We start from the raw sequence: 22827 nt of genomic DNA, 5'->3' as shown, positions 1-22827 counted from the left end.
CTGACATTGATTGAGCTTTTTGCCATCAGAAGCGGCACGATGTATGAGCTTGTCACAGAGAGTGTGACACTTCAGGGGCAAAGGTATCAGGCCCCTCGCTCTATTCAGGCGAATATTATCACAAAGCAAGGCAGTCAAACATATTACCGTGTCTCAGAAGGAGACACGGTTCTTTTTAAATGGAAAGGAAAAGAGCTGTTCAGAGGCATCGTGTTTTCTAGGACGCCTGTTGAAGGAAAGCTGACCTTTACCGCATACGATATGCTCCAATATTTAGTGAAAAACCAAGATGTATATGTTTTTTCAAATCAACGGGCAGATCAAATTTTGAGGCGGATCGGGGCAGACTTTCAAATTCCTATGACATCCATCGCAAATACAGGACATGTCATGAAGTCTCTCGTTTTTAAAAATGACACGAGTTTATATGACATCATTTTAAAAGCATTGAAGGAAACGAAGCGGCAAACCGGTAGAAATTATCAAATTTTTTCTGCTAAAGGCAAGATGGGGCTGAGAGCTTGGCCCGATCCAGAGGACGTGTGGGTCATTGAATCAGGCGTCAACCTCATCGGTTATCAGTACAGCACCTCCATTGAAGAGACAGCAACACGTGTGAAGATGCGCACGTCTGTAGACGAACAGGGGAAGAATAAGAAAAAAGGTAGCAAATCAGATATTGTGGTGATCGAACAGGATAAAGCGGGTCAGAGTCAGTACGGCATTTTACAGCATGTGGAGACGGTCACAGGTCAAATCAACCAGCCGCAGCTTCAAAAAAGAGCGAAAGTACGCCTAGCTGAGAAAAAAGGCGTCAAACAAGAAGTGAAAAGCATACAAGCACTCGGAATCCCTGAACTGCAAAGCGGTCTGCCAATCTATTTGAAAATCCCTGAAATCAACATCAAAAAAACCTACTGGATCGATCAAGACAAGCATGAATTCAATGGAGTGAAGCACACCATGACAATTGACGTCGTTGAGAAAAATTCCATGCCAAAGGGTGATCAAGCATGAGATTAAGTGAAGCAATTAAACGACTCGCTGTCAATGCAGTAGATGCAGCTTCTCCAATTGATCTGGTGATTGGAGAGGTCACAATGGCTTCGCCTCTTCACATCCGATTAAATGAAAACAGTAAGCTGATCATTCCGGAAGAACTGCTTATTTGGCCTAAACGCTTAAATAAGGGTGAGGATGATGAGTTGAAAAGGGGAGACAGCATTATGGTACTTGCAATGGCAGGAGGGCAGTCCTTTTACATCATCGACAAATTGTAAGGGAGGTGATGAACGTGGCACTTTCACCAGAGGAAGAAATCGAGGAAACAGAGGAAGATGAAGAGGTAGAAACCTCGACGACGTATCGCATAGATTTTGAAAATGGCAGGCTGACAAATGAAGCCATTACAGGCATTGAATCGATCCGTCAATTTATTTATATGACATTGCGAACAGAGCGCTATGCACATCCCATTTACAGTCACGACATTGGCACTGAAATTCAGGAGCTATTGACCGATACAGAAGCAACAGATGAATACAAAGAAATGGAGATTCCAAGATTGCTAGAAGAAGCATTGGTCGTTGATGAGCGGATTGATCATATTGAAGAGATAGAGGTCACGAAGCAAAATGATGCCTTTCAAGTCAAACTAGCCATTGTCACAGATGAAGGCACATTAGAAATAGAGGAGGTGATGGAGGGAGATGTTTGAGGAGCAAACGTATGAGGCGTTGATGGAAAGAATGCTGGATAGGCTGCCAGATGACATAGATAAAAGAGAAAACAGCGTCATTTGGAATGCCTTGGCGCCTGCTGCTGCTGAACTGGCTCAGTCGTATATTTGGCTTGATCAAGTGTTTGAGCTTGTCTTTGCTGATACAGCACAGGGGGAATTTTTAGATCGACGAGCGGCTGAAGTAGGGATTGAACGAAAGCCAGCCACCAAAGCGGTCTGGTCCGTAACCATTCAACCAGAGAACGTAAACATTCCAGCAGGATCAAGATTCTTTATTGAAGATGTTTATTTTCAATTTTCAAAGGACGGTACACTAGAATGCGAGACAACAGGTACAGCCGGCAATGGGCAATTAACAGGTCAGCCGCTACTATCGCTTGATACAATTCCGGGTCTAGAGTCGATGATCATGAAGGAATTGGTGATACCAGGGCAAGAGGAAGAAGATGATGCGTCATTATACGATCGGTATTTAATACGCGCAAGGCGAGAGGCTGTCAGTGCCAACAGAGCACATTACAAAAAGTGGGCCGAGGAAGTGGTTGGTGTCGGCAGAGCGAAAGTGTTCCCGCTATGGAATGGAGAGGGAACGGTCAAAATTGTCATCACAGACGGCAATCTAGATGTAGCCTCTGAGCTTCTTGTCAAAAGGGTCCAGGAGTATATTGACCCTGTACCGGGAGAAGGAGAAGGGCAAGCTCCTATTGGTTCAAAAGCAACCGTGGAAAGTGCCAAGTGGCTAGATATTGACATAGAAGTGTCCGTCGAACTTCAGATGGACTGGACACTTGAAGGTGCGCAAAAAGAAATAGAAGAAAAGGTCAAAGCACTGTTAAAATCAATCGCATTTGAAAAAAGTACGATTCGAATGTCCGCCTTAAATGATATTTTGTACCATTCAGAGAGCGTGTCCGATTATGCAAACGTCTTATTGAATGGGGAGTCAAAAAACTTAGTATTACAAGACATTGAGATACCACGTCTGAGGCAGGTGAAGGTTATTGAGCAAACTTGATGAAATGAAAAACTACTTGCCGCCATATTTCACAGAGATTTATGATGTGGATCATTTACTAAAAACGGAGGCGCCAGAGTTTGAACAATTGGACGAATCCATTTTTGATGTAACGGATCAGTTCTTCCCTTTAACAGCGACGTGGGGATTGAATCGGTGGGAGAGAATGCTCAAGGTGCAGCGAGAGTCAGATGATTCGATTGAGCTGCGCAGGGCACGATTACTCAATATGATGTCGAACATTCCACCAATTACGTATCTGTCATTAGAGAAATCTGTGAATCGATTTCTTAAAAATCCGAGTGCAATCATCCGTCTTACAGTCAACCGTTATCATTTTGCATTGCGTGTCAACCTGGACGACCTGCAAAACACAAGATATATCGTCGAAATACTCGAAACGTTAAAGCCAGCGCATTTGGCGTATACGTTCACCGCCATTCATCATACAGATGTTCATGAAAAAAATGATCATCACCAGCGGCTCACACTGCGAAGCAGAGTGGGCTTTTTCGATCATATTCCAATTTTACTCAATGGTGAATTCGTATTAAATGGAACGTTCTATCTTAGCGGGATACGAGGTACTACGGAGGTCCCAGCTCGTTTTCGGCATTCATTAAAGATGAGAATGCCGCTTCAACAAGAGAAAGAAACAGCATATCGTCTGAATTATGTCATGACTGGAGCATCGTATGAAACGAAGCAAGCAGCTACGCTGACTTTGCGCGCAAAGAACCAGCTTTCACATCACGCGAAAAAGAGGATGACGTTCCGCTTACCAGTACATGTTCAAAATGAACAAGGCGGCAGTTTACTGATCAAGGAGCATTACTGGATTCTCGATGGATCCGTTCCGCTTGATGGATCAAAAATGCTGGCAGCAACTTCTAAAAAAATAGATCTATAAGGAGGATCACAATGGCTGATCAATTAACCGTAACCACACTATATGCACGTCAACAAATGGCAAAGGCACGAGCAGAAGGAACAAAACTCACAAAAGTCGTCAAAATGGCGTTCGGCAATGGAGGAACAAAGGATGGAAAACCGATCTCTCTTGACGGAACCGAACAAGCACTCAAAAAAGAACTGGTTCAAAAAAATATTGATTCATTTACCTTCATGGAACCGGCAAAAATCCGCTACACCTGCACCATCGCTGAAGGAGAACTCGCAGGCGAAGTCATCAATGAACTAGCCCTTGTCGACGAAGCCGGCAAATTCACTGCCATCCGCACCATGACAGATAAACAAAAAGACGGCGACATCGAATTTGTTTTTGAGATTGATGATATTTATTAATGGAGGGGAAAAGAAGTGGACATAAAATCACCTTTACCGTTTGAAACCTCTGACAAAGCCCATGCCAACTTATTTAACCGGATGGTCGATACACTTGTGGAGAATGACAATGCGCTCAGTAGACAAATAGAAGGAATCACAAATGAAAGCTTGTTCATTTTAACAGGCGATCAAGCCATTCAAGATGCATCAGTCAGCGGTGAGCAATATCCAAATGGGATTACGTTGATGGCTATAGCGAATGATACCGGATATCCTACAAAATTAGGTTTTGTGAAGAACGAAAAAATAAATGAGTATCGTTTTATACAATATTATTATGGCAACGGTAATGAAACAACTAGTTATTTTACTAGTACTGGTATTTGGTTTAGACAATGGTATATAGCCTCAGGGTGGACAGAGTGGCACAAAATCTCTGGTTTTCTTCATACGAACATTGGTACAACTGGTAAGCAGTTGCTTAATAATGCTGAGCGACAAAAAATCCTTTTTAATCGAAAAATCAAAGATAGTCACAATAATTTTGATATAAAAAATAGTCGTTTTATTTGTCCGGAAAACGGAATGTATCTAGTAAACGCTGGAGTCTATATTGAGACGGTTCAAATGTATGCAAATTTTGAGCTGTCTATTTTTTTAAATGGTAAAAATTATAAAAATATATCTCATTATAGACATCTCCCTGCCACACCCTCTGAAACGGCAAAACTTGATATAGGTTTATATGGGGCTGCGAATGTTCCAGCTAATAAAGGAGATTACGTTGAAATTTACATGTATATAGGCTATGCGGGAAATTCTGATCGTTATATATCTGATAATTCAGGTTGGTACAACTATTTCGATATTACGGAATTAGGCGGCCGCAATTTCCCGAGAGTGTAGGAGGATTCAGATGATTTTATATGAAGCCATTAAGTATAAATACCCCGATGCGGACCCGCAAAAAGATTTTGAACTAAGAAATGATGGCGATGGTTCGTATTTAAACGAGTGGCATCTAGATGTGCCAAAGCCAACGGTAGAAGAGTTGAAAAAATGGTGGGAGGAATCCCAAGCCAACCCGAGGTATGAACCACCTCTTCCACTAGATTATCTAGCACAAGAAGTAGCCAAAGAAAAGCTAGTGAGAAAACAGCTTGAACACCAATGTGATCTTTTAACAAATGAACTAAAGGCGCTGAAAAATGAGATCCTCTTCATTAAAGGAGGGAGTGAAACATGAATTATTGGGTTATGGCATTATATTTCCAATGGGTGACACCTGAATTAGTTAAAGAAGCAGTTGAATTAGGTGATTGTTCGATGGAAGATCTAAATGCAGGATACGAGCAAAGGATGCTCACTTTAGAGCAGTTGCAAGAAATAAAACAAGCATCAAGAGTGAAAACTGAATAGAAATAAAAGGACCATACCTGATTTTTCAATGACATGTTCAAAGCACTACTTGAGAACGATATTAGAGCAGTTCTTAAAACATACAAATGATGCGAGAATACAGCAGCTAATACAAAAAAGCAGAAATGTGATGATTCACAGAGTGATTAGATAACATTATATAGTGGAAGGAAGCGTATAGTGATAATAGATTTGAAAGGAGAATGATCATGGAGATTAAGACACCACGTACTTTTAAAACAACTGATAAAGCCCATGCTGATCTATTTAATGACATGGTTGAGGCTTTTCTTGATAATGATGTGGGTCTATTAGAGTCAATCAATCAACATATGAAAGATATAAATCCACATGCATCTGAAGCAGAAAAGAAAAAATGGAACGATTCTCAGGGCTATAAAATTACAGCGGATAATGGAAGTCATTTAATTAATGTGCGAGCTGATGCTAGGATTTTTGATATGATAAAAGGAAAAGGAACGTGTACTTTTTATGCAGCTTCTGGAGTCGAAGATTCCCCATCAAATCTTTCATTGAGAGGATTACAGACAGTAGGCCAAGATAACATTGGTACTGGCTTTGCTGTAGATATTACTGGTAATGCTTATAGTTTTTACTATAATGCTGCAGATACTACTATTAACTGGACAAAGCTCCCGTCAAATGCTGAAAGAAATAAATGGAATGATGGGCAATTGTCTAAGATTACTTCAGATAATGGAGGGGTGATTCTATCTGTTTCAGATGGTGAAGATTTACTTGAAAAGGTTGTTTCTTTAGGCCCGAAGCATGGTACATTTTATGCCACAGGTAAAGCATTAAACAGCCCAACTACAAGATCATGTCGTGGTATGTATCATTTTACTTCTCAAGATAGTAATGGAAAAGGTACATTTGGATGGGTCATAGCAATAGATTATAACAATTACATGTATACAAATTATCTTGATTTAAATTTGGGGTGGCAAGGCTGGAAACGTGTTTTAACAAAGGAGGATATGGATAATACTTCTTTTGTTGATACGTATGATCTCGATAATTCTTCTGTATCAGCCGTTGAAAATGTTCCAACAAAACTTAATTTTGGTGATACAAGATCAGACGATTTAGGAGAGTATAATCGTTCGCGAGCTGAAATTACACTGAAAAATAATGGTCTGTATTTAATTAGGCTTTATCTTAATAGCAATAACATTCCTGTTGGATCAGATAGCATTTTGTCATGTTATGTGAATGGTACAGAATTTCAACGATTAGGTAATTGGAATCCTGTTATCTCATCAAGTATATGTGTATTGTACCTTCAACAAAAGTTTAAAGCGGGGGATAAGTTAACATTTTATATTACACCCAAAAACACTGGAAGAACTATTACAGTAAATAGGGCTTATGTTACTTTGTCACAGCTAAGATAGGATTATTTGAAAAATAAAGTGTGTGTGCAAATCGGTGGAAGCTGTCGTTCAAAACTTAATGACGTTCACTTTTACTAGATTCTATTTTATGTGTTCAATACAACAAAGGAACGAGAACAGAAACGCAATGCACAATACATGTTGTTAAAATTATTGGGACAAATTGCAGGAAGAAAGAATGAGTTTGACTCTGTTGTTTTTACAATAAAGGAAGGGAATAGACCCATGCAATCGATCCACTTTATTGGAGTGGCGTCAATCATAGGTAAGGGCAGACGTGACAAATTAATATTATAAAAATCAGGATATTTAAAAAATATGTACTTAATATTGTTCTAATGACTTGAATCCTAATGAATTCATCACGTTTGGTTCCAAATCTAAGAACGAAGTGAAATAACTGATTTTTATCATAACATCACCTAATTCGTAATGTTTTTTGGAAGGAGAATAAGATCATAAAAACACCTCAACCTTTTAAGACGAGCGATAAAGCTCATGCAGATCTCTTTAACGATTTAGTGAAAATTTTAATTGAAAATGATCAGGAACTACTAGAACAATTCAACCTTCATACGAGAGATCCAATTCGTCACGTATCTGGTTCAGAAAAGAAAAAATGGAACGAATCTCAGCTATATAAACTGACAAATGATAACGGGTCCCAATTGATCAATATTCCTGCTGGTGGCAGTATCTATGAGGGAATTAAAGCGCTAGGGGCTTGCTCATTTTATGCGCCAGGTGGTTCTGGAGTAGTCGATTCCCCAGCTATAGGCAATGCTGCACTAAGAGGCTTTCAGTTTGTAGGTCAAAATAATATTGGCGTAGGAATTGCAATTGATACATCAGGCAACTCATTTTGTTTTTCCTATCATGTGAATGACATCGGAATCAACTGGATGCAAATGCCGACTCAAAATGAAAAAAACAAATGGAATGCAGGACAATTGTCTAAAATTACTGCTGACGATGGAAAAGCTTTTGAAAGAATTAATGCAGATGATCCTAGTATTTTAGATAAGCTGATAAAATTGCCGGGAGTTCATTCATGGTACATTCATGAAGCACATCCAGATCTTCCGACAAGAAGTTCAATGAGGGCGTTGTCTGTTTTTAGTGAAAATACCTATGGATGGGTCATCGGTGCAAACAATACAGGAGATGTCTATATTAACCGTTCAACAACTGATGTAACGGGTACACAACAAGAGTGGAGCGGTTGGAAACGTCTTAATGACCATAACCTATTAAATTCAAAGGGATTAAGACTTTCCATGTCAATAGGAACTGATATTTTAACGCTGCCATCCGGCTTTTACTTTGCAGTAGGATCTAATGTTGTAAATATGCCTGTCGATAATGATTCTTCTTGGTTTAATATTGATATCTTAGAAACGGTAAATGGTAGAAAGACTATTCATGTCATTAGAAGTTATGACAACACTCATTGGTTTGGTACTGTTCATACAGATGGTGTCTTTAAAGGTTGGAAAAAATTAGTGACTGATGCTGATTTTGAAAGTGTCAAGTGGCTAGATGTCACACTAGTCAATGGTTCCTCTATTGGAGACAGAGCGGTCCAATATGTTAAATGGGGGAACTTATTATTGTTGAGGGGTCACCTAATAGCAAATAGAGAAGTGATCTGTGGAAGTATTCCAAATACAGGATTACCCGATAAAGGCATAGTAGTATCAGTTCCCGTATCAGGTACAACGGGTCATAGTAAATTATATATCTATAATACAGGAGAGCTAAAACTAACTGGTTTACATGCAGTGAATAACAGTGCAGTAACTGGCTACTATTTAGACATGGTTGTTCCATTAAATTAAGGAAGTGATACAAATGATACAAGCCTATGAATACAATCAGCAAAATGAATTGATCAGACCTATCGAAGTGTTCGAAAGGGATGATGAAGGAAATTATATTATTCCAGAGCAATGCACAACAATTGCACCACCCAATAATCCTTCTTTTTATAAGGCTGCATTTGATGTGAAAAAACAACAATGGTATGAATCAGCGACCCAAGAGTATATAGACAGCTTAAAACCGGCCCTTCTCCCGCCAAGTGATATAGAACTTTTAAAGAAACAAAATGCTTTGTTATCAAAACAATTAACGCAGCTATTAGCTATGCAAAAAGTAGGTGCTTCAGATTGATGTTTCCAACTGTAGCGGATATCAAACAATTCTGGGACTGGCAGTGTTACGGCCCAGAGGACATTGCATTTTATGTAAGCATTGGCTGGATCTCGGCAGAAGACTATCAAAATATAACTGGAGAAATATACGAAGCCTAATGGCTTTATTTTTTTGCCGGAAAGAAGGTGATTCAAATGGAAGTAGATGTCGTTCAAAACTTAATGACACAAGGCCCATTCGCCGTTCTCTTTTGCTGGATTCTGTTTTATGTTCTCAACACAACAAAAGAACGAGAAAACAAACTCAATGAGCAAATCGAGGCACAAAATGATGTGTTAGCAAAGTTTAGTGAGAAGTATGACGTCGTGATCGACAAGCTCGATAAAATTGAACGGAATTTAAAATAGGAGGAAAACATCATGAAAACATTCGACAAAGGCACTGTGATTCGCACAGTGCTTCTTTTTATTGCGCTTATCAACCAAACGCTTGTCATGTTTGGACAAACGGTGCTGCCGATTAGCGAGGAGCAAGTGCAAACCGCAGGAGAGGCACTATATGTGGCAGGTTCCACAATTTTCACTATGGTCACTGCCGTGATCGCTTGGTTTAAAAATAATTATGTGACCTATAAAGGTCAATTGCAAAAAGATGCCCTGAAACAAAGAGGGTTAACAAAATAATTCTTAAAGGAGAAACAATATGGTGAAGATCATTCAAGCACTCATCCCAAAACAGAATCGCAACAGACCAGGAAACAGGATGAAGCCGCTCTATATTACGGTGCATAATACATCGAACACTGGACGGGGGGCTGATGCGGCAAATCATGCAGCATTTGTTGCTCGGGCAAGTACCGGGGTTAGCTGGCACTACACGGTCGATGATCAGGTCATTTATCAGCATTTACCTTTAAACGAAAATGGCTGGCACGCAGGAGATGGCAGGGGAACCGGCAATATGAAATCAATTGGAATTGAAATTTGTGAAAATGCAGGCGCTAATTTTGAACAGGCTGTTAAAAACGCCCAATGGCTTATTCGGAAACTGATGGGGGATTTAGGAATTCCTTTATCAAACGTGGTGCCGCATAAGCATTGGAGCGGGAAAGAGTGTCCGCGTAAGCTGTTAAATCGTTGGGATGGCTTCAAGGCTGGTATTGCATCAGCATCTACAAGTCAAATGACAACAGCTAAACCTGTGAAAGAAACATCTATCAAAACCATATCAACGAGATCAACATCTAAAACCAACAAGGTCAAAAAAACATACAGTTTGCCTGCAGGTATTTTAAAAGTGACGAAGCCTCTTACAAAAGGGTCAGCTGTAAAAGCTGTACAACAAGCCTTAGCATCGATTTATTTTTATCCTGATAAGGGAGCGATCAATAATGGAATCGATGGGTACTACGGACCCAAGACTGCGAATGCAGTGTCTCGATTTCAAATGATGCATGGGTTAACCCCGGATGGCATATATGGTCCAAAGACCAAAAAAACATTAAGTAAGGTCATAGAAAGTTAACACATATGGAATGAATCAACCCTTATCTATTATAAAAAAGTAAAATAAAACCATTTTTGGCGTTATTTGTTGTATAATGGTAAAAATGAATGGAGGGGTTGTATGAAGCGGATAAGTGTAATGATGTCTCTTTGTTTCATTGTCATGTTCCATTTTAATATGGAAAAGGTTGCAGCTAAGACCATTTATCGAGAAGTAGAAGTTGATTTCATCATGACGGAACAGGAAAAATATCTGTGGGTACCAGGAGGTCAAAATAATCCTGAACAATATCCATCTACTCACGGCTACCAATTTTCTATACTAAATGCAGAGGGTTGTACTCTAGAGGTGACACTCTACAGAACATCCTTATCAGGAACGGATTTTCCGTCATCAGTCAAAGAGTATACAGGTAACCAATATGATCTAAGTGCAACAGACCGAATTTTATCAAGTGGGCGCTACATTTATAGACCCCATGGTATTAAACTGACCAAAAAAGAAGGCTGTGGGGATGTTGAGATAAAAGGAGTCTTTGGTTATCAAATTCAAGAACCAGACAAATAAGCTTTTATGAGTAAAATCAAATGAAAAAGCCTATCCATCATTGGATAGGCTTTTGATAATGGAGCATAGCGGGATCGAACCGCTGACCTCTACGCTGCCAGCGTAGCGCTCTCCCAGCTGAGCTAATGCCCCAAAGTATTACGACATAACTTATTATAATCAATCCTCCTGTAAAATTCAAGCTGTAAAACACAAACACCCCGGCTATTTTTCTTTCTGATCAATCGGAATATAGTCAAAGATGTCTCCCGAATGAACCGAGTGGGCTAATCGTCTAAGCCAGTCGTAGTAGGCTTTTGAGCTTTCAAGCTGTTCAATGAGCTGTTTCGCTTCCTCTCTTTCATGTTCCTCCGCCTGATCATCACGAGCTACACCTTGAAGGCGTTCTTGCGCTTCTTCAATCGCTGCTAGATTAACCTCGACCTCTCGTTCCCATTTTTGCGGGAAGAAGTTCATGAAAAACTTAAAAAAGTCTTTCTCAGCAACAAAGCTGTGTTTTCTTCGGCCGCGGTGAAAGGTCTTTTTGACAATATTCATGTCTTGCAGTTTTTTCACACCCGTACTCATACTAGGCTTACTCATTTGCAGCTCTTCACGCATTTCATCCAGCGTCATTTCCTCATTTAAATACATCGTCCCATATAGAATACCCGCACTTCTAGTAATGCCATAGAGATCCATTGTTTCAGCGATGGAATCAATGACGAGATCTTTAGCAGCTAAAATGCGTTCTTCTGCTTGTGGCTGTTCCTGCTTTTTCATCTTGTCCCTGCTTTCTATTAAGTGAATTCAATACGTTCAAAAAAATCTTTATGGACTATATGTTAACGAAAGAATGCAAAATGTCAAAATAAAAGAAGCATATCCCCCTTTGACAGAAAAATTTGAACATGTTAAGTTAATTATGTTCAAAACGTTAAATTTTTATTTAACAAACTTACCAAAGAGAATCAGAGGAGGTTCCTTCTATGAGTCAAACACTATTTATCGATGGACAATGGGTTGGCGCTAAGAGTGGCGACACAAGAGATATCATCAATCCATTTAATCAAGAAGTGATCGCGACAGTCAGTGAAGGATCAAGAAATGACGCGCAGTTAGCCATTAAGGCAGCGAGAAAAACCTTCGATCAAGGTGATTGGGCAAACATGCCTGGACTTGAAAGAGGAAATATTGTGTTTAAAATTGCTGAATTGATTAGGCGAGACCTAGATGAATTAGCCAAATTAGAATCACTTGATACCGGCAAAACATTAGAAGAAAGCAAAGCGGATATGGACGATATTGCGAACGTGTTCCAATATTATGCGGGGCTTGCTGATAAGGATGGCGGGGAAATCATTGTATCGCCTATTCCAAACTCAAAAAGTGAATTAGTCCGAGAACCTGTCGGTGTATGCGGTCAAATCACTCCTTGGAACTATCCATTGCTTCAAGCGAGCTGGAAAATCGCTCCTGCACTTGCAGCTGGAAATACAATCGTACTAAAGCCAAGTGAAATTACACCATTAACCACGATCAAAGTTTTCAAACTTATGGAAGAAGCGGGTGTTCCAGCAGGCGTTGCCAACTTAGTACTTGGACCTGGAGCAACTGTTGGAGATGAGCTGGCTGTCAATGACCAAGTCGATTTAATTTCATTCACAGGCGGTATTGAAACAGGTAAGAAAATCATGCAGGGAGCCAGCGGGAATGTGAAGAAAATCGCCCTTGAGCTCGGCGGGAAAAACCCGAATATCGTCTTTCAAGATGCTGATTTAGACGTAGCGGTTGACCAGGCAATGAATGCTGTGTTTTTCCATGCAGGGCAAGTGTGTTCAGCAGGTTCACGCTTGTTAGTGGAAGAATCTATTCATGATGAATTTTTAGAAGAACTGGTGAAGCGTACGAAAAAAATCAAGCTAGGCAACGGCTTTGATGAAGGAACCCAGAGCGGACCGCTCATCTCAGCTGAGCATCGAGAAAAAGTAGAAAAATACGTCAGTATTGGTCTAGAAGAAGGAGCAACCTTAGAGACAGGTGGGAAACGACCTGATGCAGAGGAGCTTCAAAAAGGATTCTTCTACTTGCCGACGATTTTCTCAGGCTGTACATCAGAGATGCGAATTGTACAGGAAGAAGTGTTTGGACCAGTCCTCACTGTCGAATCCTTCCGATCAGAGGAAGAAGTCATCGAGCTGGCAAATGACACGATTTATGGTTTAGCAGGAGCGGTGTGGTCTTCTGATATCGGCAAAGCCGAACGAGTGGCTCGTCAATTAAGATTAGGCACGGTATGGATCAACGACTTCCATCCTTATTTTGCCCAAGCACCGTGGGGCGGATATAAACAATCAGGTCTTGGACGTGAATTAGGACGTACGGGCCTTGAAGAATATACGGAACTAAAACATTTATATCGAAATACAAAACCAGAAGCGGTTCATTGGTTTAAATAAATATCACTTATCTGGAGGAGATTCTATATGACTTTAAATATGAAAATTGAAAGCATGCAAAAATTCCATACGTTTGAAATTCCGACTGTCATCAAGCATGGCATTGGGGCAGTGAAACATGTTGGGGAAGAAGTGAAAGCATACGGCGTTTCAAAGGTATTGCTTGTCACAGATCCTGGTATTTATCAAGCGGGTGTTGTAGATCCAGTGATTGCTTCATTAAAAGAAGCACAAGTTGATGTGGTTCTATTTAATAAAGTAGAACCAAACCCGCCAGTCCGTTTAGTGAATGAAGGATCTGCGTTATATGAAAAAGAAGGCTGTAATGGTTTAGTCGCAGTAGGCGGCGGAAGCTCAATGGATACAGCGAAGGCTATTGGTGTGGAAGCGACTCATGAAGGATCAGTTCTTGATTACGAAGCGGCTGAGGGGAAAAAACCGCTTGAAAATAGAATCCCTCCGTTAACCACCATTCCGACAACGGCTGGTACAGGTTCAGAGGTCACGCAGTGGGCAGTGATTACTGACGAAGAAAGGGAATTCAAATTCAACACAGGTGGCCCACTCATTGCAGCTCACCTAACAGTGATTGACCCTGAGCTTCATGTATCTATGCCGCCGCATGTGACGGCTATGACGGGTATCGATGCGCTTGCGCACGCGATCGAATGCTATACGATGAAGTTTGCTCAGCCAATTACAGATGCGGTAGCGCTCATGGCCATTGAATATGCTGCTCATTATATTCGCCGTGCCTTTGCTGATGGAGAGGATTTAGAAGCAAGATATGGAATGGCACAAGCTGCGATGCTTGCAGGACTTTCCTATGGAAGTGAATCAGCTGGTGCAGCCCATGCGATGAGTCAAACGCTTGGGGGTATTATTCCTGTCGCACATGGCCAATGTGTAGCGGCAATGATGGGACCTGTCATGGAATATAACTGGAAAGGGTACCCAGAGAAGTTCGCTCGAATTGCGCAAGCATTCGGAATTGATACAAGCAGAATGACAACAGAGGAAGCTGCAAAAGCAGCAGTGAATTGGATGTATGATTTAGTGGAAGACCTAGAAGTTCCTTCATTAGAAGAACAAGGTGTACCAAAAGATATGATCGACCGTTTATCTACAGAAGCAATGAAAGATCCGCAAACAGTTGGAAACCCAAGAGACCTGAACGAAAAAGCATACAACTGGATTTACGCTCGTTGCTTTGATTTAACACCTAAAACAGTGTAACAATGAAAAAAGGCTCCCAAAAGGGAGTCTTTTTTACATCTTATAGCTGTTCTTTAATTTCTTTAATTTGATGAATATGGCGCTTTTCATGTGCGCCGATAAAATCAAGGTATTGCTTTAATGAAAGTTCTTCAAATACAGGATGTGCAATCACGCGTTTGAAATCTTCCTCTATAAACGTTGATAAAATTTGATTTAATTTCTCACGAGCTGTATCAAGCTCATCTTTTAAATGTGTAGGTGTCACATGCTTGCGCTCTGGTTCAACAATACTAGGCGCGGTGGCTTTTCTTGAACGATCCTCTGCCATTTCCACCGGCTTTGGCTCATATTCTTTAATCGGTGCTTTTTTCCCCTCGGCAGCTAGATGTTTTGCTGCAACTAGGTCCATCTTCTTTAAATGATCTGCAACTTCTTGAATACTCCAAGTATCATCAGATAATTTTTGATTTAATTGTTCTTCGCTCAATCCTTGCAGCTCCTGCCACAATTCTTGTCTTGCTTCATGTAATAAACTCATTTCTCTCACCTCAAGATCAAATTTTATCATACTGGTACAAGACAATCATTCTTTAGCTATCCGAGAAATCCTTTAATGAATTGTGATGAAAAATGAAACCTTTACAAAAGTGGTTCGTATTACCTGTTAGAAGGAATACACTTGGATGTGAGCATAGTCTAAATGAATGAAAGGCTGCTCATTTCATAAAGAAAGGGTGAGGAAGATGGACGTGTTTGGGCTGCCTCTTCAGACGCTGTACTTATACATATTGATGGTATCAGGAATCCTGACGCTTGTTTTCGTCTTTTTTGGCGATGTATTTGATGGATTGTTTGAAGCGATTCCTGTCCCGTTCCTTCAACCAACATTGATCCTCGCATTTCTTACCTTTTTCTCGGCTGGAGGATTTATCTCTGAAAAAACAGCAATTGTAGGAAGTGGACTTGGCGCCGTATTATCTGCCATCCTCGCAGTGGTTCTCGTTACTTGTTTACATGTATTTGTCTTAGTCCCGCTTTCCTCTGCTGAAGAATCTCTTTCATATACGGAGGCCGACCTAAAAGGAAGAACTGGGGAGATCATTGTATCTGTACCAAAAGATGGGTTTGGAGAAGTGCTGTTAATTAGTAACAGCGGAAAAATCTCAAAGCCTGCCGTCAGTTTCGACGAAGAGGAGATTCCATATGGAACCCGGGTGCTGGTCGTCGAAGTGAACAAAGGCGTGTTATCTGTTATACCAAATGAAGAAATCTAGGAGGGAATGCTATGCCAGGAACAACCATATTAATTATTATTGGAATTGTGCTTGTGATTCTCATTGCACTTATTGGTGTATTTGTTTCGAAATACCGGACTGCTGGTCCAGATGAAGCATTAATCGTCACAGGAAGTTACCTCGGAAGTAAAAATGTCCACGTGGATGAAGGTGGAAACAAGATTAAGATTGTAAGAGGTGGAGGTACCTTTGTACTCCCTGTTTTTCAACAAGCAGAGCCGCTCAGCTTACTATCTAGCAAGCTAGATGTTTCAACGCCTGAAGTCTATACTGAGCAGGGTGTACCGGTCATGGCGGATGGAACGGCGATCATTAAAATTGGCGGATCAATTGAAGAAATCGCCACTGCTGCAGAGCAGTTTTTAGGGAAAACAAAAGAAGATCGTGAAAATGAAGCAAGAGAAGTACTAGAAGGACACCTTCGCTCCATTTTAGGGTCAATGACAGTTGAAGAGATTTATAAAAACAGAGAGAAATTTTCTCAAGAAGTACAGCGTGTCGCTTCTCAAGATCTAGCGAAAATGGGTCTTGTCATTGTATCGTTTACAATCAAAGATGTCCGTGATAAAAATGGCTATTTAGAATCACTAGGTAAACCTAGAATTGCTCAAGTGAAACGCGATGCAGATATTGCGACAGCAGAAGCAGATAAAGAAACACGTATCAAACGTGCAGAAGCAGATAAAGATGCGAAAAAATCTGAGCTTGAGCGTGCCACTGAAATCGCTGAAGCAGAAAAAATCAATGAGCTGAAAAGAGCAGAATTCAGACGTGAACAAGATACAGCAAAAGCAAGCGCTGACCAAGCGTACGATCTTGAAACAGCTCGTAATCGTCAGCACGTAACTGAACAAGAAATGCAAGTCAAAATCATTGAACGTCAGAAGCAAATTGAATTAGAAGAAAAAGAGATCCAGCGTCGTGAGCGTCAATACGATTCTGAAGTGAAAAAGAAAGCAGATGCGGACCGTTATGCTGTTGAGCAGTCGGCTGCGGCGGAAAAAGCGAAGCGTCTTGCAGAAGCAGATGCGAAGAAATACAGCATTGAAGCAATGGCAAAAGCAGAAGCAGAGAAAGTTCGGATTGACGGGCTTGCCAAAGCGGAAGCCGATCGTGCAAAAGGGGAAACAGAAGCAGAAGTCATTAGGTTGAAAGGACTTGCGGAAGCAGAAGCGAAAGAGAAAATTGCAGAAGCATTCGAACAGTATGGTCAAGCGGCGATTCTTGATATGATTGTGAAAATGCTACCTGAATATGCGAAACAAGTATCTGCTCCACTTTCTAACATTGATAAAATTACAGTTGTTGATACAGGTGGTAACGGGGAAGGCAGCGGCGCCAACAAAGTGACCAGCTATGCGACAAACCTTATGTCCAGTCTTCAAGAAAGTCTGAAAGCTTCCTCTGGAATTGATGTTAAAGAAATTATTGAGAATTTCTCTGGCAAAGGCAATGTGAAACAAAGCATCCAAGAACTGACGAATGAAATCAAACAGCCAAGAAAAAAAGAAATCGCTGATCGTCAAATAGAAGAATAAAAATCAAAAGACACCTTCTGATAGAGGGTGTCTATTTTACTTGGGGCACATGCCGGTGTCTTTTGATAGATGAAGAGAGATTCACAAGAATGCCTGCAGATATCATCATGAACACCAATGAAGATCCGCCGTAGCTAATAAAGGGAAGAGGAATGCCTGTAATGGGGAGAAGCCCAAAGACAGCTCCGAGATTAAAGGCTGCTTGAATCATAATTTGAAAAGTAAGCCCGATCGTTAATAGTTTTCCAAATGGATCTTGTAAACCTTGAACGATTCGAACGGCGCGATATATGATGAGTAGGTAGGCACCCATCACAAACAACAGCCCCATGATTCCCAGCTCTTCACTAATGATGGCCATAATAAAATCTGTATGGGCTTCAGGAAGAAACCCTAGTTTTTGAATGCTTCCGCCTAAACCATTCCCGGTAAGCCCTCCTGAATTCATGGCGAGATAAGAATGGATCAGCTGATAACCATCTCCATCCTCATACATGAAAGGATCACGAAAAGAAGTGATTCGTTTCAAACGATAAGGAGCGGTCACAGCAAAAAAAGTGATTCCTGCCGCAGCCGTCGAACCTAGTAGAATGAGGTGGCGTGTTCTAAGTCCAGCACATAATAAGACGATACCGCAGCTCAATAAAATAGAAACTGCTGTACCTAAATCTGGCTGTTTTAAAATCAATAAAAAAGCTAGACTTAAAAGAAGAAGTGGAGGCAATACTCCTTTTTTAAAGGATGTAATGTACGCTTGTTTCCTTGCATATACATAGGCAAAATAGATGATCATCACTAATTTCACAGCCTCAGACGGCTGGATGATCAGAGAGCCCAAATGAATCCATCGCTGTGAATTGTTTTTGACAACACCGATTCCTGGAAGTAGGACAAGGAGAAGACATAGCAGTGACAGCATCACAAGCCAACGAATCCATTTACGGTAAGCTTGATATGGAACCAGGGCCGCAGCGATGAAAAAGAAGAACCCAATCAAAAGCCATTGCCACTGTTTCATGAAGAAGTAGCTGCCCTGTCCATATTTTATTTCGCCTAAAGGATAACTCGCACTGTACACCATCAGCAATCCAAAGAAACAAAGACAAACAATCGTCCCAGCAAGAATGTGGTCGATTTTTTTTAGGTGAGAAAGAATCAATGACATCACCTTCAATCCCAGTTACGTCCAAACATGTAGGATGAGGACCTCAAATTGACACTAAACACAAGGCCAATGGCGATCATATTGGTTAAAAGCGCACTACCCCCATAACTGATAAAAGGAAGGGCAAGACCAGTCACAGGCATTAGCCCTACTGTCATCCCAACGTTTTGGAAGACTTGAAAGACGATCAGCCCAACCACCCCAGCACATATATAAAGCCCATAAAGGGTATTCGCATGCATAGCCACATGAATCATTCGATAGACCATCATAAGATATAAACAGATCAATAGGGAGGCGCCGATAAAACCAAATTCCTCGCCAATGACTGCAAATATAAAATCTGTATGGGCTTCAGGGATATTTCCCCCTTGTACTTGATTTCCTTTTGTATACCCGCTTCCTGATAATTGCCCTGACCCAATGCCAAGCATTGCTTGTTTCAGTTGATACCCATATGTCGAATCAAATTCATCAGGGGAGAGCCACCCATAAATGCGATCAAGCTGATGAGGTTTAATCACTTTTGTAAAGTGCTCAAAATGTTCATTGTGCAAGTAGGTCAAAAATGCAAGAAGCGCGAGAAAAGAAGCGATTAATGCAGCGATCATCTTACTTGAAATGCCTGACACAAGCATCAGTGTAAAAGCGATAGACAAGATCACAAGTGCCGTCCCCAAATCTGGCTGAATTAAAATCAGGAAAAAAGGAACAGCGGTCCAGCATATGATGTTCATTGTAGGAATCATGCTTTCTTTAAACGAAAAGCGCTGATGTTTGTATCGATTTAAAATAGCCGCTAACAGAAGAATGACAAAAATTTTCATAAATTCTGATGGTTGCACTTTCATGGGCCCCAAGTTGATCCATCTTTGGGAGCCATTTTGATTCGTGCCAAAAAAATGAACGAGAATGATGAGGAAGAGACCACCTGCAAATAATCGAAAAGATAACCGCTCAAGCAGTTCATAATCAAAGTAAGCAACTGCCGCCATAAGGCCAAAGCCGACGATATACCAGAAAACTTGTCTTTTGACGAAATAAAACATATCTTGCGTTTCATACTGTCCCGATCCGCTATACACAGCTAGTAGGCTGATCACAAAGAAGCAAATGACAGTGAATAATAATGCGAAGTCAATGCTGTTCTGTTTTTTCATGTCTCCGTCACCTGCTATGACCTATTTGTCAGCTGGTTTAATACGACCTGCACCGCTGCAGCGTCATCAATATAGCCGATCGGAAAAATATAATCTGGTATTAAATCAACGGGCATAATGAAGTAAAGTAATGCGCCTCCCATCAACATCAATTCTCGAGAAGTCCCCCGTCCGCTCATGAACGAGCAGTACATGCTTTTCAATTGATCAAGAAATGGCCCAACACCACTTATCGTATCTATCTTTTTTTCAAACTTTGCTGAGATTGTTTCTTTTCCCTCATCTGATTGACTATAGGTTTCATATTCATTTAACTTCTGTTTCAATTCATTCTCGCTGAACGTCCCGTCATAGACATCATGATCTTTCAGCGTTCGCTCAATCTCTTCTACTGCTTGAATGAACGTATTACCGTGAACTCTTTCGTTTTTAATTGAGAATCCGGCCGTGGCCAATAGATGATCTAAAGAAATGTGTAGAGCATCTGAAAGCCGCTGTAAATGGTTCAAAGTCGGTTTTCTTTTTCCGTTCATGATTCTAGACAGTGTCGCTTTATCAATTTCTGTTTGTGTACTGAGTTCTCTTAATGAAAGAGAACGTATTTGCAGTTGTTCTTTTAAAAACTGCCGAAGCTCAGTTGTTTTAAATTCCATCTCTTTCTTCACCCTTTCCATAAAGTTCAACTCTTCAATAGAAGAAGTCGTACCCAATATATAGGGGTGTTGACAAAAAGTCAACGAATATCCATTAGGGATTGAATTTTATAAAATAGCAACTTATCATATGAAACATAGAGTAGGAAATGGCTAAAAGGGGTGTGCAGATGAAGGTTAGACATGCAGTACATAATGATATTCCTAAAATTGCCGAAATTCATGTGAAGAGCTGGCAAACGACTTATCACGGCATTATTTCACAAGAGTATTTAGATGCTTTGAATGTAGAGGAGCGGGAAGAGAGCTGGAGAAGCAGGTCGCTTGAAGGCACGTTTGTCGCAGAGGATGCTGATGGAGTATTTGGTTTTGCTTCCTTCGGAAAACAGCGTGATGAGAGATATTCAATATATGATGGTGAGCTTTATGCCATCTATTTGTTGCAGAGAAAACAGAAATCAGGAGCGGGTATGGCTTTGATTGCAAAAGGTGTGGATTATTTAATAGAGAAAGGCTATCAGAATATGCTGCTCTGGGTATTTGAGCAAAATTCAGCGAAGCAATTTTATCAAAAACTTCAACCTAGTTTTGCCGTCACCAGCCAATTCGAGTTGGCTGGTGAGAACCATGAGGAAATAGGGTATGGATGGGAACTGTCTGTACTAAGTGATCATGTTCAACAAATTATATCGTCAGCTTCCAATAATAATGAGAGAAAAAAGTAAAAAGGATGGCGAGTAAAATATAAGATATAAAAGGAGAAGCCTCTACTTTCCCTTTCACACCTGCTATTTTTAATGCCTCATAGAAACTGGCCAAAAAGTAGGCGAGACTGAGGATGTAACAGCACAGCATAATGGAGTAAGGATTCATTGTCGTACCTCCAGCATGAAATCTTCTACTATTAATAGATTCAATAGAGCAGCAAATTATGCATAAAAAAATAACCCGCTGAAACAGCTGGGTTATTTTTGTCGAGGAAAAACCAAACGAGACGCACTAGGGATGAGTAAACAAAGAACAATACTACAAATGATAAATGAAGGAATCATATATGTGCTGTTATAAACTAATGAATACACCCAACCTGGTGTTCCTTTTGGTGCATAATGAGAAAAGAAGACTACACCTGAAATAAAGAACGTCAGCAGTCTGAAGAAACTGGCGACAAATACAGCTAGGATAATATAGAAGAATTGTTTCTTTCGCTTTTTATCCTGAATGGCTTTTTTAATTGATCCTGAGAATAGCCCGCTTAAACAAATCACAACAGATGCGACAAAGTAATCTAGAAATCCTTGTACAGGTGTAGCAATAATAGGATTGTTCATCAGCTGCAGTCCTGCGATTAACACACCGATGATAAATCCAGCAGACACGCCCCATCTAATGGACATGAGAATGACAGGAATCATGATCAGTGCAATTGACCCGCCGTTTGGCATTCTTAAAAAGAGACCTGATAAATAATCTAAAACAAGTGCAAGAGAAGTCATGATGGCGATCTCCATCAGTCGTACTAATTGATTTGATTGCTGCATAAAAAAATCCCCTTTTCACGAATTGTGCAAGGAGAGACCATGTCAGGATGAGTATGTGATTCATAGAAAAACATATCGGCTTGCATACATGCATGTATGCAAGTGATTCCACATTCCTACTTCAGTATTAACTGACAGGTTCAAAGGGTCAGAACAACGAATTGTTCACTCTCAGCACAAAGCTCCCCCTGCGGTTATTAAATTTCAATCTATTATAAATATACTAAAGACCTACAGGATCAACAATAGTGAATTACTGAGAGAAGCCCTTTTTGTACGAATATATAGGAAGAGATCAGGAAAAATAAATTATTTAGAAAAAATACTTGTTTCTTCTTTTAAAAGGTGTTATATTTGTATTCGCCGCTGAAACAGCGCGGTTGAGAAATAACATTCAAGAAAAAAGTTGTTGACTTCATCTTGATAGAATGTTATATTAATAAAGTCGCCTCTGAGCGATAACGAAGATGATCTTTGAAAACTAAACAAGACAAAACGTACCTGTTAATTCGAGTTTTTATAAAAAAATCCTATGATACATCATAGGTAGTCAGTCAAACTGGCGAGGCAGGAAATGATCACATGCTAAGTTCGCTACATCGTGTAGCAACGCATGTGTGATATGCATCCTGCATACCTCGGAGAGTTTGATCCTGGCTCAGGACGAACGCTGGCGGCGTGCCTAATACATGCAAGTCGAGCGGACAGAAGGGAG

The 22827-nt window shown here is 40.5% G+C and carries 28 protein-coding genes, 1 tRNA gene, 1 rRNA gene and 1 riboswitch; of the genes, 23 read left to right on the top strand and 7 right to left on the bottom strand.

All coding sequences use genetic code 11. The features are described from left to right. The first annotated feature begins 6 nt into the window (after nucleotides 1-6). The 17 genes from KVT11_RS05520 to KVT11_RS05440 all read left to right on the top strand — a co-directional run bounded on the left by KVT11_RS05520 (nucleotide 7) and on the right by KVT11_RS05440 (nucleotide 11104). Nucleotides 7-1017: an XkdQ/YqbQ family protein gene (locus KVT11_RS05520; protein WP_052320655.1), complete on the top strand. Its 1011-nt coding sequence runs from the start codon at nucleotides 7-9 to the stop codon at nucleotides 1015-1017. Further along, nucleotides 1014-1280: a DUF2577 family protein gene (locus KVT11_RS05515; protein ID WP_017358996.1), complete on the top strand. Its 267-nt coding sequence runs from the start codon at nucleotides 1014-1016 to the stop codon at nucleotides 1278-1280. The genes KVT11_RS05520 and KVT11_RS05515 overlap by 4 nt, the downstream gene beginning before the upstream one ends. 14 nt (nucleotides 1281-1294) lie before the next feature. After that, nucleotides 1295-1717, top strand: coding sequence for a DUF2634 domain-containing protein (locus KVT11_RS05510; RefSeq protein ID WP_041507673.1), 423 nt, complete (start codon nucleotides 1295-1297; stop codon nucleotides 1715-1717). Beyond that, nucleotides 1710-2756, top strand: a complete 1047-nt coding sequence (locus KVT11_RS05505) for a baseplate J/gp47 family protein (RefSeq protein ID WP_007500587.1) — start codon at nucleotides 1710-1712, stop codon at nucleotides 2754-2756. The genes KVT11_RS05510 and KVT11_RS05505 overlap by 8 nt, the downstream gene beginning before the upstream one ends. Then, nucleotides 2743-3666: a YmfQ family protein gene (locus KVT11_RS05500; RefSeq protein ID WP_076820990.1), complete on the top strand. Its 924-nt coding sequence runs from the start codon at nucleotides 2743-2745 to the stop codon at nucleotides 3664-3666. The genes KVT11_RS05505 and KVT11_RS05500 overlap by 14 nt, the downstream gene beginning before the upstream one ends. A gap of 11 nt (nucleotides 3667-3677) precedes the next feature. Then, nucleotides 3678-4061 (top strand): phage tail-collar fiber domain-containing protein, encoded by a 384-nt coding sequence (locus KVT11_RS05495; protein WP_116306108.1) that lies wholly within the window; start codon nucleotides 3678-3680, stop codon nucleotides 4059-4061. A 15-nt stretch (nucleotides 4062-4076) separates the two neighbouring features. Next, complete coding sequence (locus KVT11_RS05490) at nucleotides 4077-4949, top strand: hypothetical protein (RefSeq protein ID WP_046526570.1); 873 nt, start codon at nucleotides 4077-4079, stop codon at nucleotides 4947-4949. A gap of 10 nt (nucleotides 4950-4959) precedes the next feature. Beyond that, nucleotides 4960-5289 (top strand): XkdW family protein, encoded by a 330-nt coding sequence (locus tag KVT11_RS05485; protein WP_017367928.1) that lies wholly within the window; start codon nucleotides 4960-4962, stop codon nucleotides 5287-5289. After that, nucleotides 5286-5462, top strand: coding sequence for a phage portal protein (locus tag KVT11_RS05480; protein WP_017367927.1), 177 nt, complete (start codon nucleotides 5286-5288; stop codon nucleotides 5460-5462). Before KVT11_RS05485 ends, KVT11_RS05480 begins: the two co-directional genes overlap by 4 nt. A gap of 209 nt (nucleotides 5463-5671) precedes the next feature. Then, nucleotides 5672-6877: a hypothetical protein gene (locus tag KVT11_RS05475; protein ID WP_046526571.1), complete on the top strand. Its 1206-nt coding sequence runs from the start codon at nucleotides 5672-5674 to the stop codon at nucleotides 6875-6877. Between the two features lie 521 nt (nucleotides 6878-7398). Continuing rightward, nucleotides 7399-8715 (top strand): hypothetical protein, encoded by a 1317-nt coding sequence (locus tag KVT11_RS05470; protein ID WP_223255587.1) that lies wholly within the window; start codon nucleotides 7399-7401, stop codon nucleotides 8713-8715. A gap of 13 nt (nucleotides 8716-8728) precedes the next feature. Then, nucleotides 8729-9049, top strand: a complete 321-nt coding sequence (locus KVT11_RS05465) for a heme oxygenase-like domain-containing protein (protein WP_019743387.1) — start codon at nucleotides 8729-8731, stop codon at nucleotides 9047-9049. Then, nucleotides 9049-9189: an XkdX family protein gene (locus KVT11_RS05460; RefSeq protein ID WP_017367923.1), complete on the top strand. Its 141-nt coding sequence runs from the start codon at nucleotides 9049-9051 to the stop codon at nucleotides 9187-9189. Before KVT11_RS05465 ends, KVT11_RS05460 begins: the two co-directional genes overlap by 1 nt. A gap of 36 nt (nucleotides 9190-9225) precedes the next feature. Further along, on the top strand, nucleotides 9226-9438 hold the full coding sequence (locus KVT11_RS05455; protein WP_017367922.1) for a BhlA/UviB family holin-like peptide: 213 nt from the start codon (nucleotides 9226-9228) through the stop codon (nucleotides 9436-9438). 12 nt (nucleotides 9439-9450) lie between these two features. Then, nucleotides 9451-9714: a phage holin gene (locus KVT11_RS05450; protein ID WP_019743388.1), complete on the top strand. Its 264-nt coding sequence runs from the start codon at nucleotides 9451-9453 to the stop codon at nucleotides 9712-9714. Nucleotides 9715-9733: 19 nt separating this feature from the next. Beyond that, the gene (locus KVT11_RS05445; protein WP_202734266.1) at nucleotides 9734-10555 is read left to right on the top strand and encodes a peptidoglycan recognition protein family protein; all 822 of its coding nucleotides are present in this window, start codon (nucleotides 9734-9736) and stop codon (nucleotides 10553-10555) included. A gap of 102 nt (nucleotides 10556-10657) precedes the next feature. Next, on the top strand, nucleotides 10658-11104 hold the full coding sequence (locus tag KVT11_RS05440; RefSeq protein ID WP_039169955.1) for a hypothetical protein: 447 nt from the start codon (nucleotides 10658-10660) through the stop codon (nucleotides 11102-11104). 59 nt (nucleotides 11105-11163) lie between these two features. On the opposite strand, the gene KVT11_RS05435 is transcribed toward KVT11_RS05440, so the two are convergent. Further along, nucleotides 11164-11236, bottom strand: a tRNA-Ala gene (locus tag KVT11_RS05435). A 72-nt stretch (nucleotides 11237-11308) separates the two neighbouring features. After that, nucleotides 11309-11866, bottom strand: a complete 558-nt coding sequence (gene cudC / locus KVT11_RS05430) for a transcriptional regulator GbsR (RefSeq protein WP_060832585.1) — start codon at nucleotides 11864-11866, stop codon at nucleotides 11309-11311. A 206-nt stretch (nucleotides 11867-12072) separates the two neighbouring features. Here cudC and betB point away from each other — a divergent pair, with 206 nt between their 5' ends. Continuing rightward, on the top strand, nucleotides 12073-13542 hold the full coding sequence (betB, locus tag KVT11_RS05425) for a betaine-aldehyde dehydrogenase (protein WP_108611768.1): 1470 nt from the start codon (nucleotides 12073-12075) through the stop codon (nucleotides 13540-13542). A gap of 27 nt (nucleotides 13543-13569) precedes the next feature. Then, nucleotides 13570-14778, top strand: coding sequence for a choline dehydrogenase (locus KVT11_RS05420; RefSeq protein WP_116306097.1), 1209 nt, complete (start codon nucleotides 13570-13572; stop codon nucleotides 14776-14778). A gap of 40 nt (nucleotides 14779-14818) precedes the next feature. Here the strand turns inward: KVT11_RS05420 and KVT11_RS05415 are convergent, their stop codons facing one another. Continuing rightward, on the bottom strand, nucleotides 14819-15298 hold the full coding sequence (locus KVT11_RS05415; RefSeq protein WP_035701118.1) for a DinB family protein: 480 nt from the start codon (nucleotides 15296-15298) through the stop codon (nucleotides 14819-14821). Between the two features lie 205 nt (nucleotides 15299-15503). Between KVT11_RS05415 and KVT11_RS05410 the strand changes: the two genes are divergently transcribed. Both KVT11_RS05410 and KVT11_RS05405 read left to right on the top strand, forming a co-directional pair. Beyond that, nucleotides 15504-16034, top strand: a complete 531-nt coding sequence (locus KVT11_RS05410) for an NfeD family membrane protein (protein ID WP_017367919.1) — start codon at nucleotides 15504-15506, stop codon at nucleotides 16032-16034. Between the two features lie 11 nt (nucleotides 16035-16045). Further along, nucleotides 16046-17593, top strand: a complete 1548-nt coding sequence (locus KVT11_RS05405; protein ID WP_007500611.1) for a flotillin lipid rafts scaffold protein FloT — start codon at nucleotides 16046-16048, stop codon at nucleotides 17591-17593. Nucleotides 17594-17624: 31 nt separating this feature from the next. Here KVT11_RS05405 and ftsW read toward each other — a convergent pair whose 3' ends face one another. From ftsW to KVT11_RS05390, 3 genes are read right to left on the bottom strand one after another with little or no spacing between them, the layout of a single operon-like run. Further along, a complete protein-coding gene (gene ftsW, locus KVT11_RS05400; protein ID WP_393920093.1) occupies nucleotides 17625-18758 on the bottom strand; it encodes a putative lipid II flippase FtsW in 1134 nt (377 codons plus the stop codon). 5 nt (nucleotides 18759-18763) lie between these two features. Further along, nucleotides 18764-19918, bottom strand: coding sequence for a rod shape-determining protein RodA (gene rodA, locus KVT11_RS05395; protein WP_017359008.1), 1155 nt, complete (start codon nucleotides 19916-19918; stop codon nucleotides 18764-18766). 14 nt (nucleotides 19919-19932) lie between these two features. Further along, nucleotides 19933-20592, bottom strand: a complete 660-nt coding sequence (locus KVT11_RS05390; protein ID WP_008344040.1) for a DUF1232 domain-containing protein — start codon at nucleotides 20590-20592, stop codon at nucleotides 19933-19935. 149 nt (nucleotides 20593-20741) lie between these two features. On the opposite strand from KVT11_RS05390, the gene KVT11_RS05385 reads away from it, so the two are divergent. After that, entirely contained in the window at nucleotides 20742-21296 is a 555-nt protein-coding gene (locus KVT11_RS05385) for a GNAT family N-acetyltransferase (protein ID WP_017359009.1), read from the top strand. A gap of 240 nt (nucleotides 21297-21536) precedes the next feature. Here the strand turns inward: KVT11_RS05385 and thiT are convergent, their stop codons facing one another. Beyond that, nucleotides 21537-22112, bottom strand: coding sequence for an energy-coupled thiamine transporter ThiT (gene thiT, locus KVT11_RS05380; RefSeq protein ID WP_007500615.1), 576 nt, complete (start codon nucleotides 22110-22112; stop codon nucleotides 21537-21539). Nucleotides 22113-22208: 96 nt separating this feature from the next. Continuing rightward, nucleotides 22209-22311, bottom strand: a riboswitch (TPP riboswitch). Nucleotides 22312-22747: 436 nt separating this feature from the next. Between thiT and KVT11_RS05375 the strand changes: the two genes are divergently transcribed. Next, nucleotides 22748-22827 (top strand): 16S ribosomal RNA (locus tag KVT11_RS05375); the annotation flags it as partial.

The organism is Bacillus sp. GbtcB10 (assembly GCF_019091365.1).
In the GTDB taxonomy this organism is placed as follows: domain Bacteria; phylum Bacillota; class Bacilli; order Bacillales; family Bacillaceae; genus Bacillus; species Bacillus altitudinis.
This window is presented reverse-complemented; position numbering and strand designations above follow the sequence as displayed.

Bases quoted from the DNA above. Each gene is read 5' to 3' on its own strand.
- KVT11_RS05475 (WP_046526571.1), top strand. From the start codon at position 5,672: ATGGAGATTAAGACACCACGTACTTTTAAAACAACTGATAAAGCCCAT.
- KVT11_RS05480 (WP_017367927.1), top strand. From the start codon at position 5,286: ATGAATTATTGGGTTATGGCATTATATTTCCAATGGGTGACACCTGAA.
- KVT11_RS05460 (WP_017367923.1), top strand. From the start codon at position 9,049: ATGTTTCCAACTGTAGCGGATATCAAACAATTCTGGGACTGGCAGTGT.
- KVT11_RS05415 (WP_035701118.1), bottom strand. From the start codon at position 15,298: ATGAGTTTATTACATGAAGCAAGACAAGAATTGTGGCAGGAGCTGCAA.
- KVT11_RS05485 (WP_017367928.1), top strand. From the start codon at position 4,960: ATGATTTTATATGAAGCCATTAAGTATAAATACCCCGATGCGGACCCG.
- KVT11_RS05410 (WP_017367919.1), top strand. From the start codon at position 15,504: ATGGACGTGTTTGGGCTGCCTCTTCAGACGCTGTACTTATACATATTG.
- betB (WP_108611768.1), top strand. From the start codon at position 12,073: ATGAGTCAAACACTATTTATCGATGGACAATGGGTTGGCGCTAAGAGT.
- thiT (WP_007500615.1), bottom strand. From the start codon at position 22,112: ATGCAGCAATCAAATCAATTAGTACGACTGATGGAGATCGCCATCATG.
- ftsW (WP_393920093.1), bottom strand. From the start codon at position 18,758: ATGTCATTGATTCTTTCTCACCTAAAAAAAATCGACCACATTCTTGCT.
- KVT11_RS05390 (WP_008344040.1), bottom strand. From the start codon at position 20,592: ATGGAAAGGGTGAAGAAAGAGATGGAATTTAAAACAACTGAGCTTCGG.
- KVT11_RS05385 (WP_017359009.1), top strand. From the start codon at position 20,742: ATGAAGGTTAGACATGCAGTACATAATGATATTCCTAAAATTGCCGAA.
- KVT11_RS05420 (WP_116306097.1), top strand. From the start codon at position 13,570: ATGACTTTAAATATGAAAATTGAAAGCATGCAAAAATTCCATACGTTT.
- KVT11_RS05505 (WP_007500587.1), top strand. From the start codon at position 1,710: ATGTTTGAGGAGCAAACGTATGAGGCGTTGATGGAAAGAATGCTGGAT.
- rodA (WP_017359008.1), bottom strand. From the start codon at position 19,918: ATGAAAAAACAGAACAGCATTGACTTCGCATTATTATTCACTGTCATT.
- KVT11_RS05405 (WP_007500611.1), top strand. From the start codon at position 16,046: ATGCCAGGAACAACCATATTAATTATTATTGGAATTGTGCTTGTGATT.
- cudC (WP_060832585.1), bottom strand. From the start codon at position 11,866: ATGAAAAAGCAGGAACAGCCACAAGCAGAAGAACGCATTTTAGCTGCT.
- KVT11_RS05515 (WP_017358996.1), top strand. From the start codon at position 1,014: ATGAGATTAAGTGAAGCAATTAAACGACTCGCTGTCAATGCAGTAGAT.
- KVT11_RS05455 (WP_017367922.1), top strand. From the start codon at position 9,226: ATGGAAGTAGATGTCGTTCAAAACTTAATGACACAAGGCCCATTCGCC.
- KVT11_RS05445 (WP_202734266.1), top strand. From the start codon at position 9,734: ATGGTGAAGATCATTCAAGCACTCATCCCAAAACAGAATCGCAACAGA.
- KVT11_RS05495 (WP_116306108.1), top strand. From the start codon at position 3,678: ATGGCTGATCAATTAACCGTAACCACACTATATGCACGTCAACAAATG.
- KVT11_RS05465 (WP_019743387.1), top strand. From the start codon at position 8,729: ATGATACAAGCCTATGAATACAATCAGCAAAATGAATTGATCAGACCT.
- KVT11_RS05450 (WP_019743388.1), top strand. From the start codon at position 9,451: ATGAAAACATTCGACAAAGGCACTGTGATTCGCACAGTGCTTCTTTTT.
- KVT11_RS05440 (WP_039169955.1), top strand. From the start codon at position 10,658: ATGAAGCGGATAAGTGTAATGATGTCTCTTTGTTTCATTGTCATGTTC.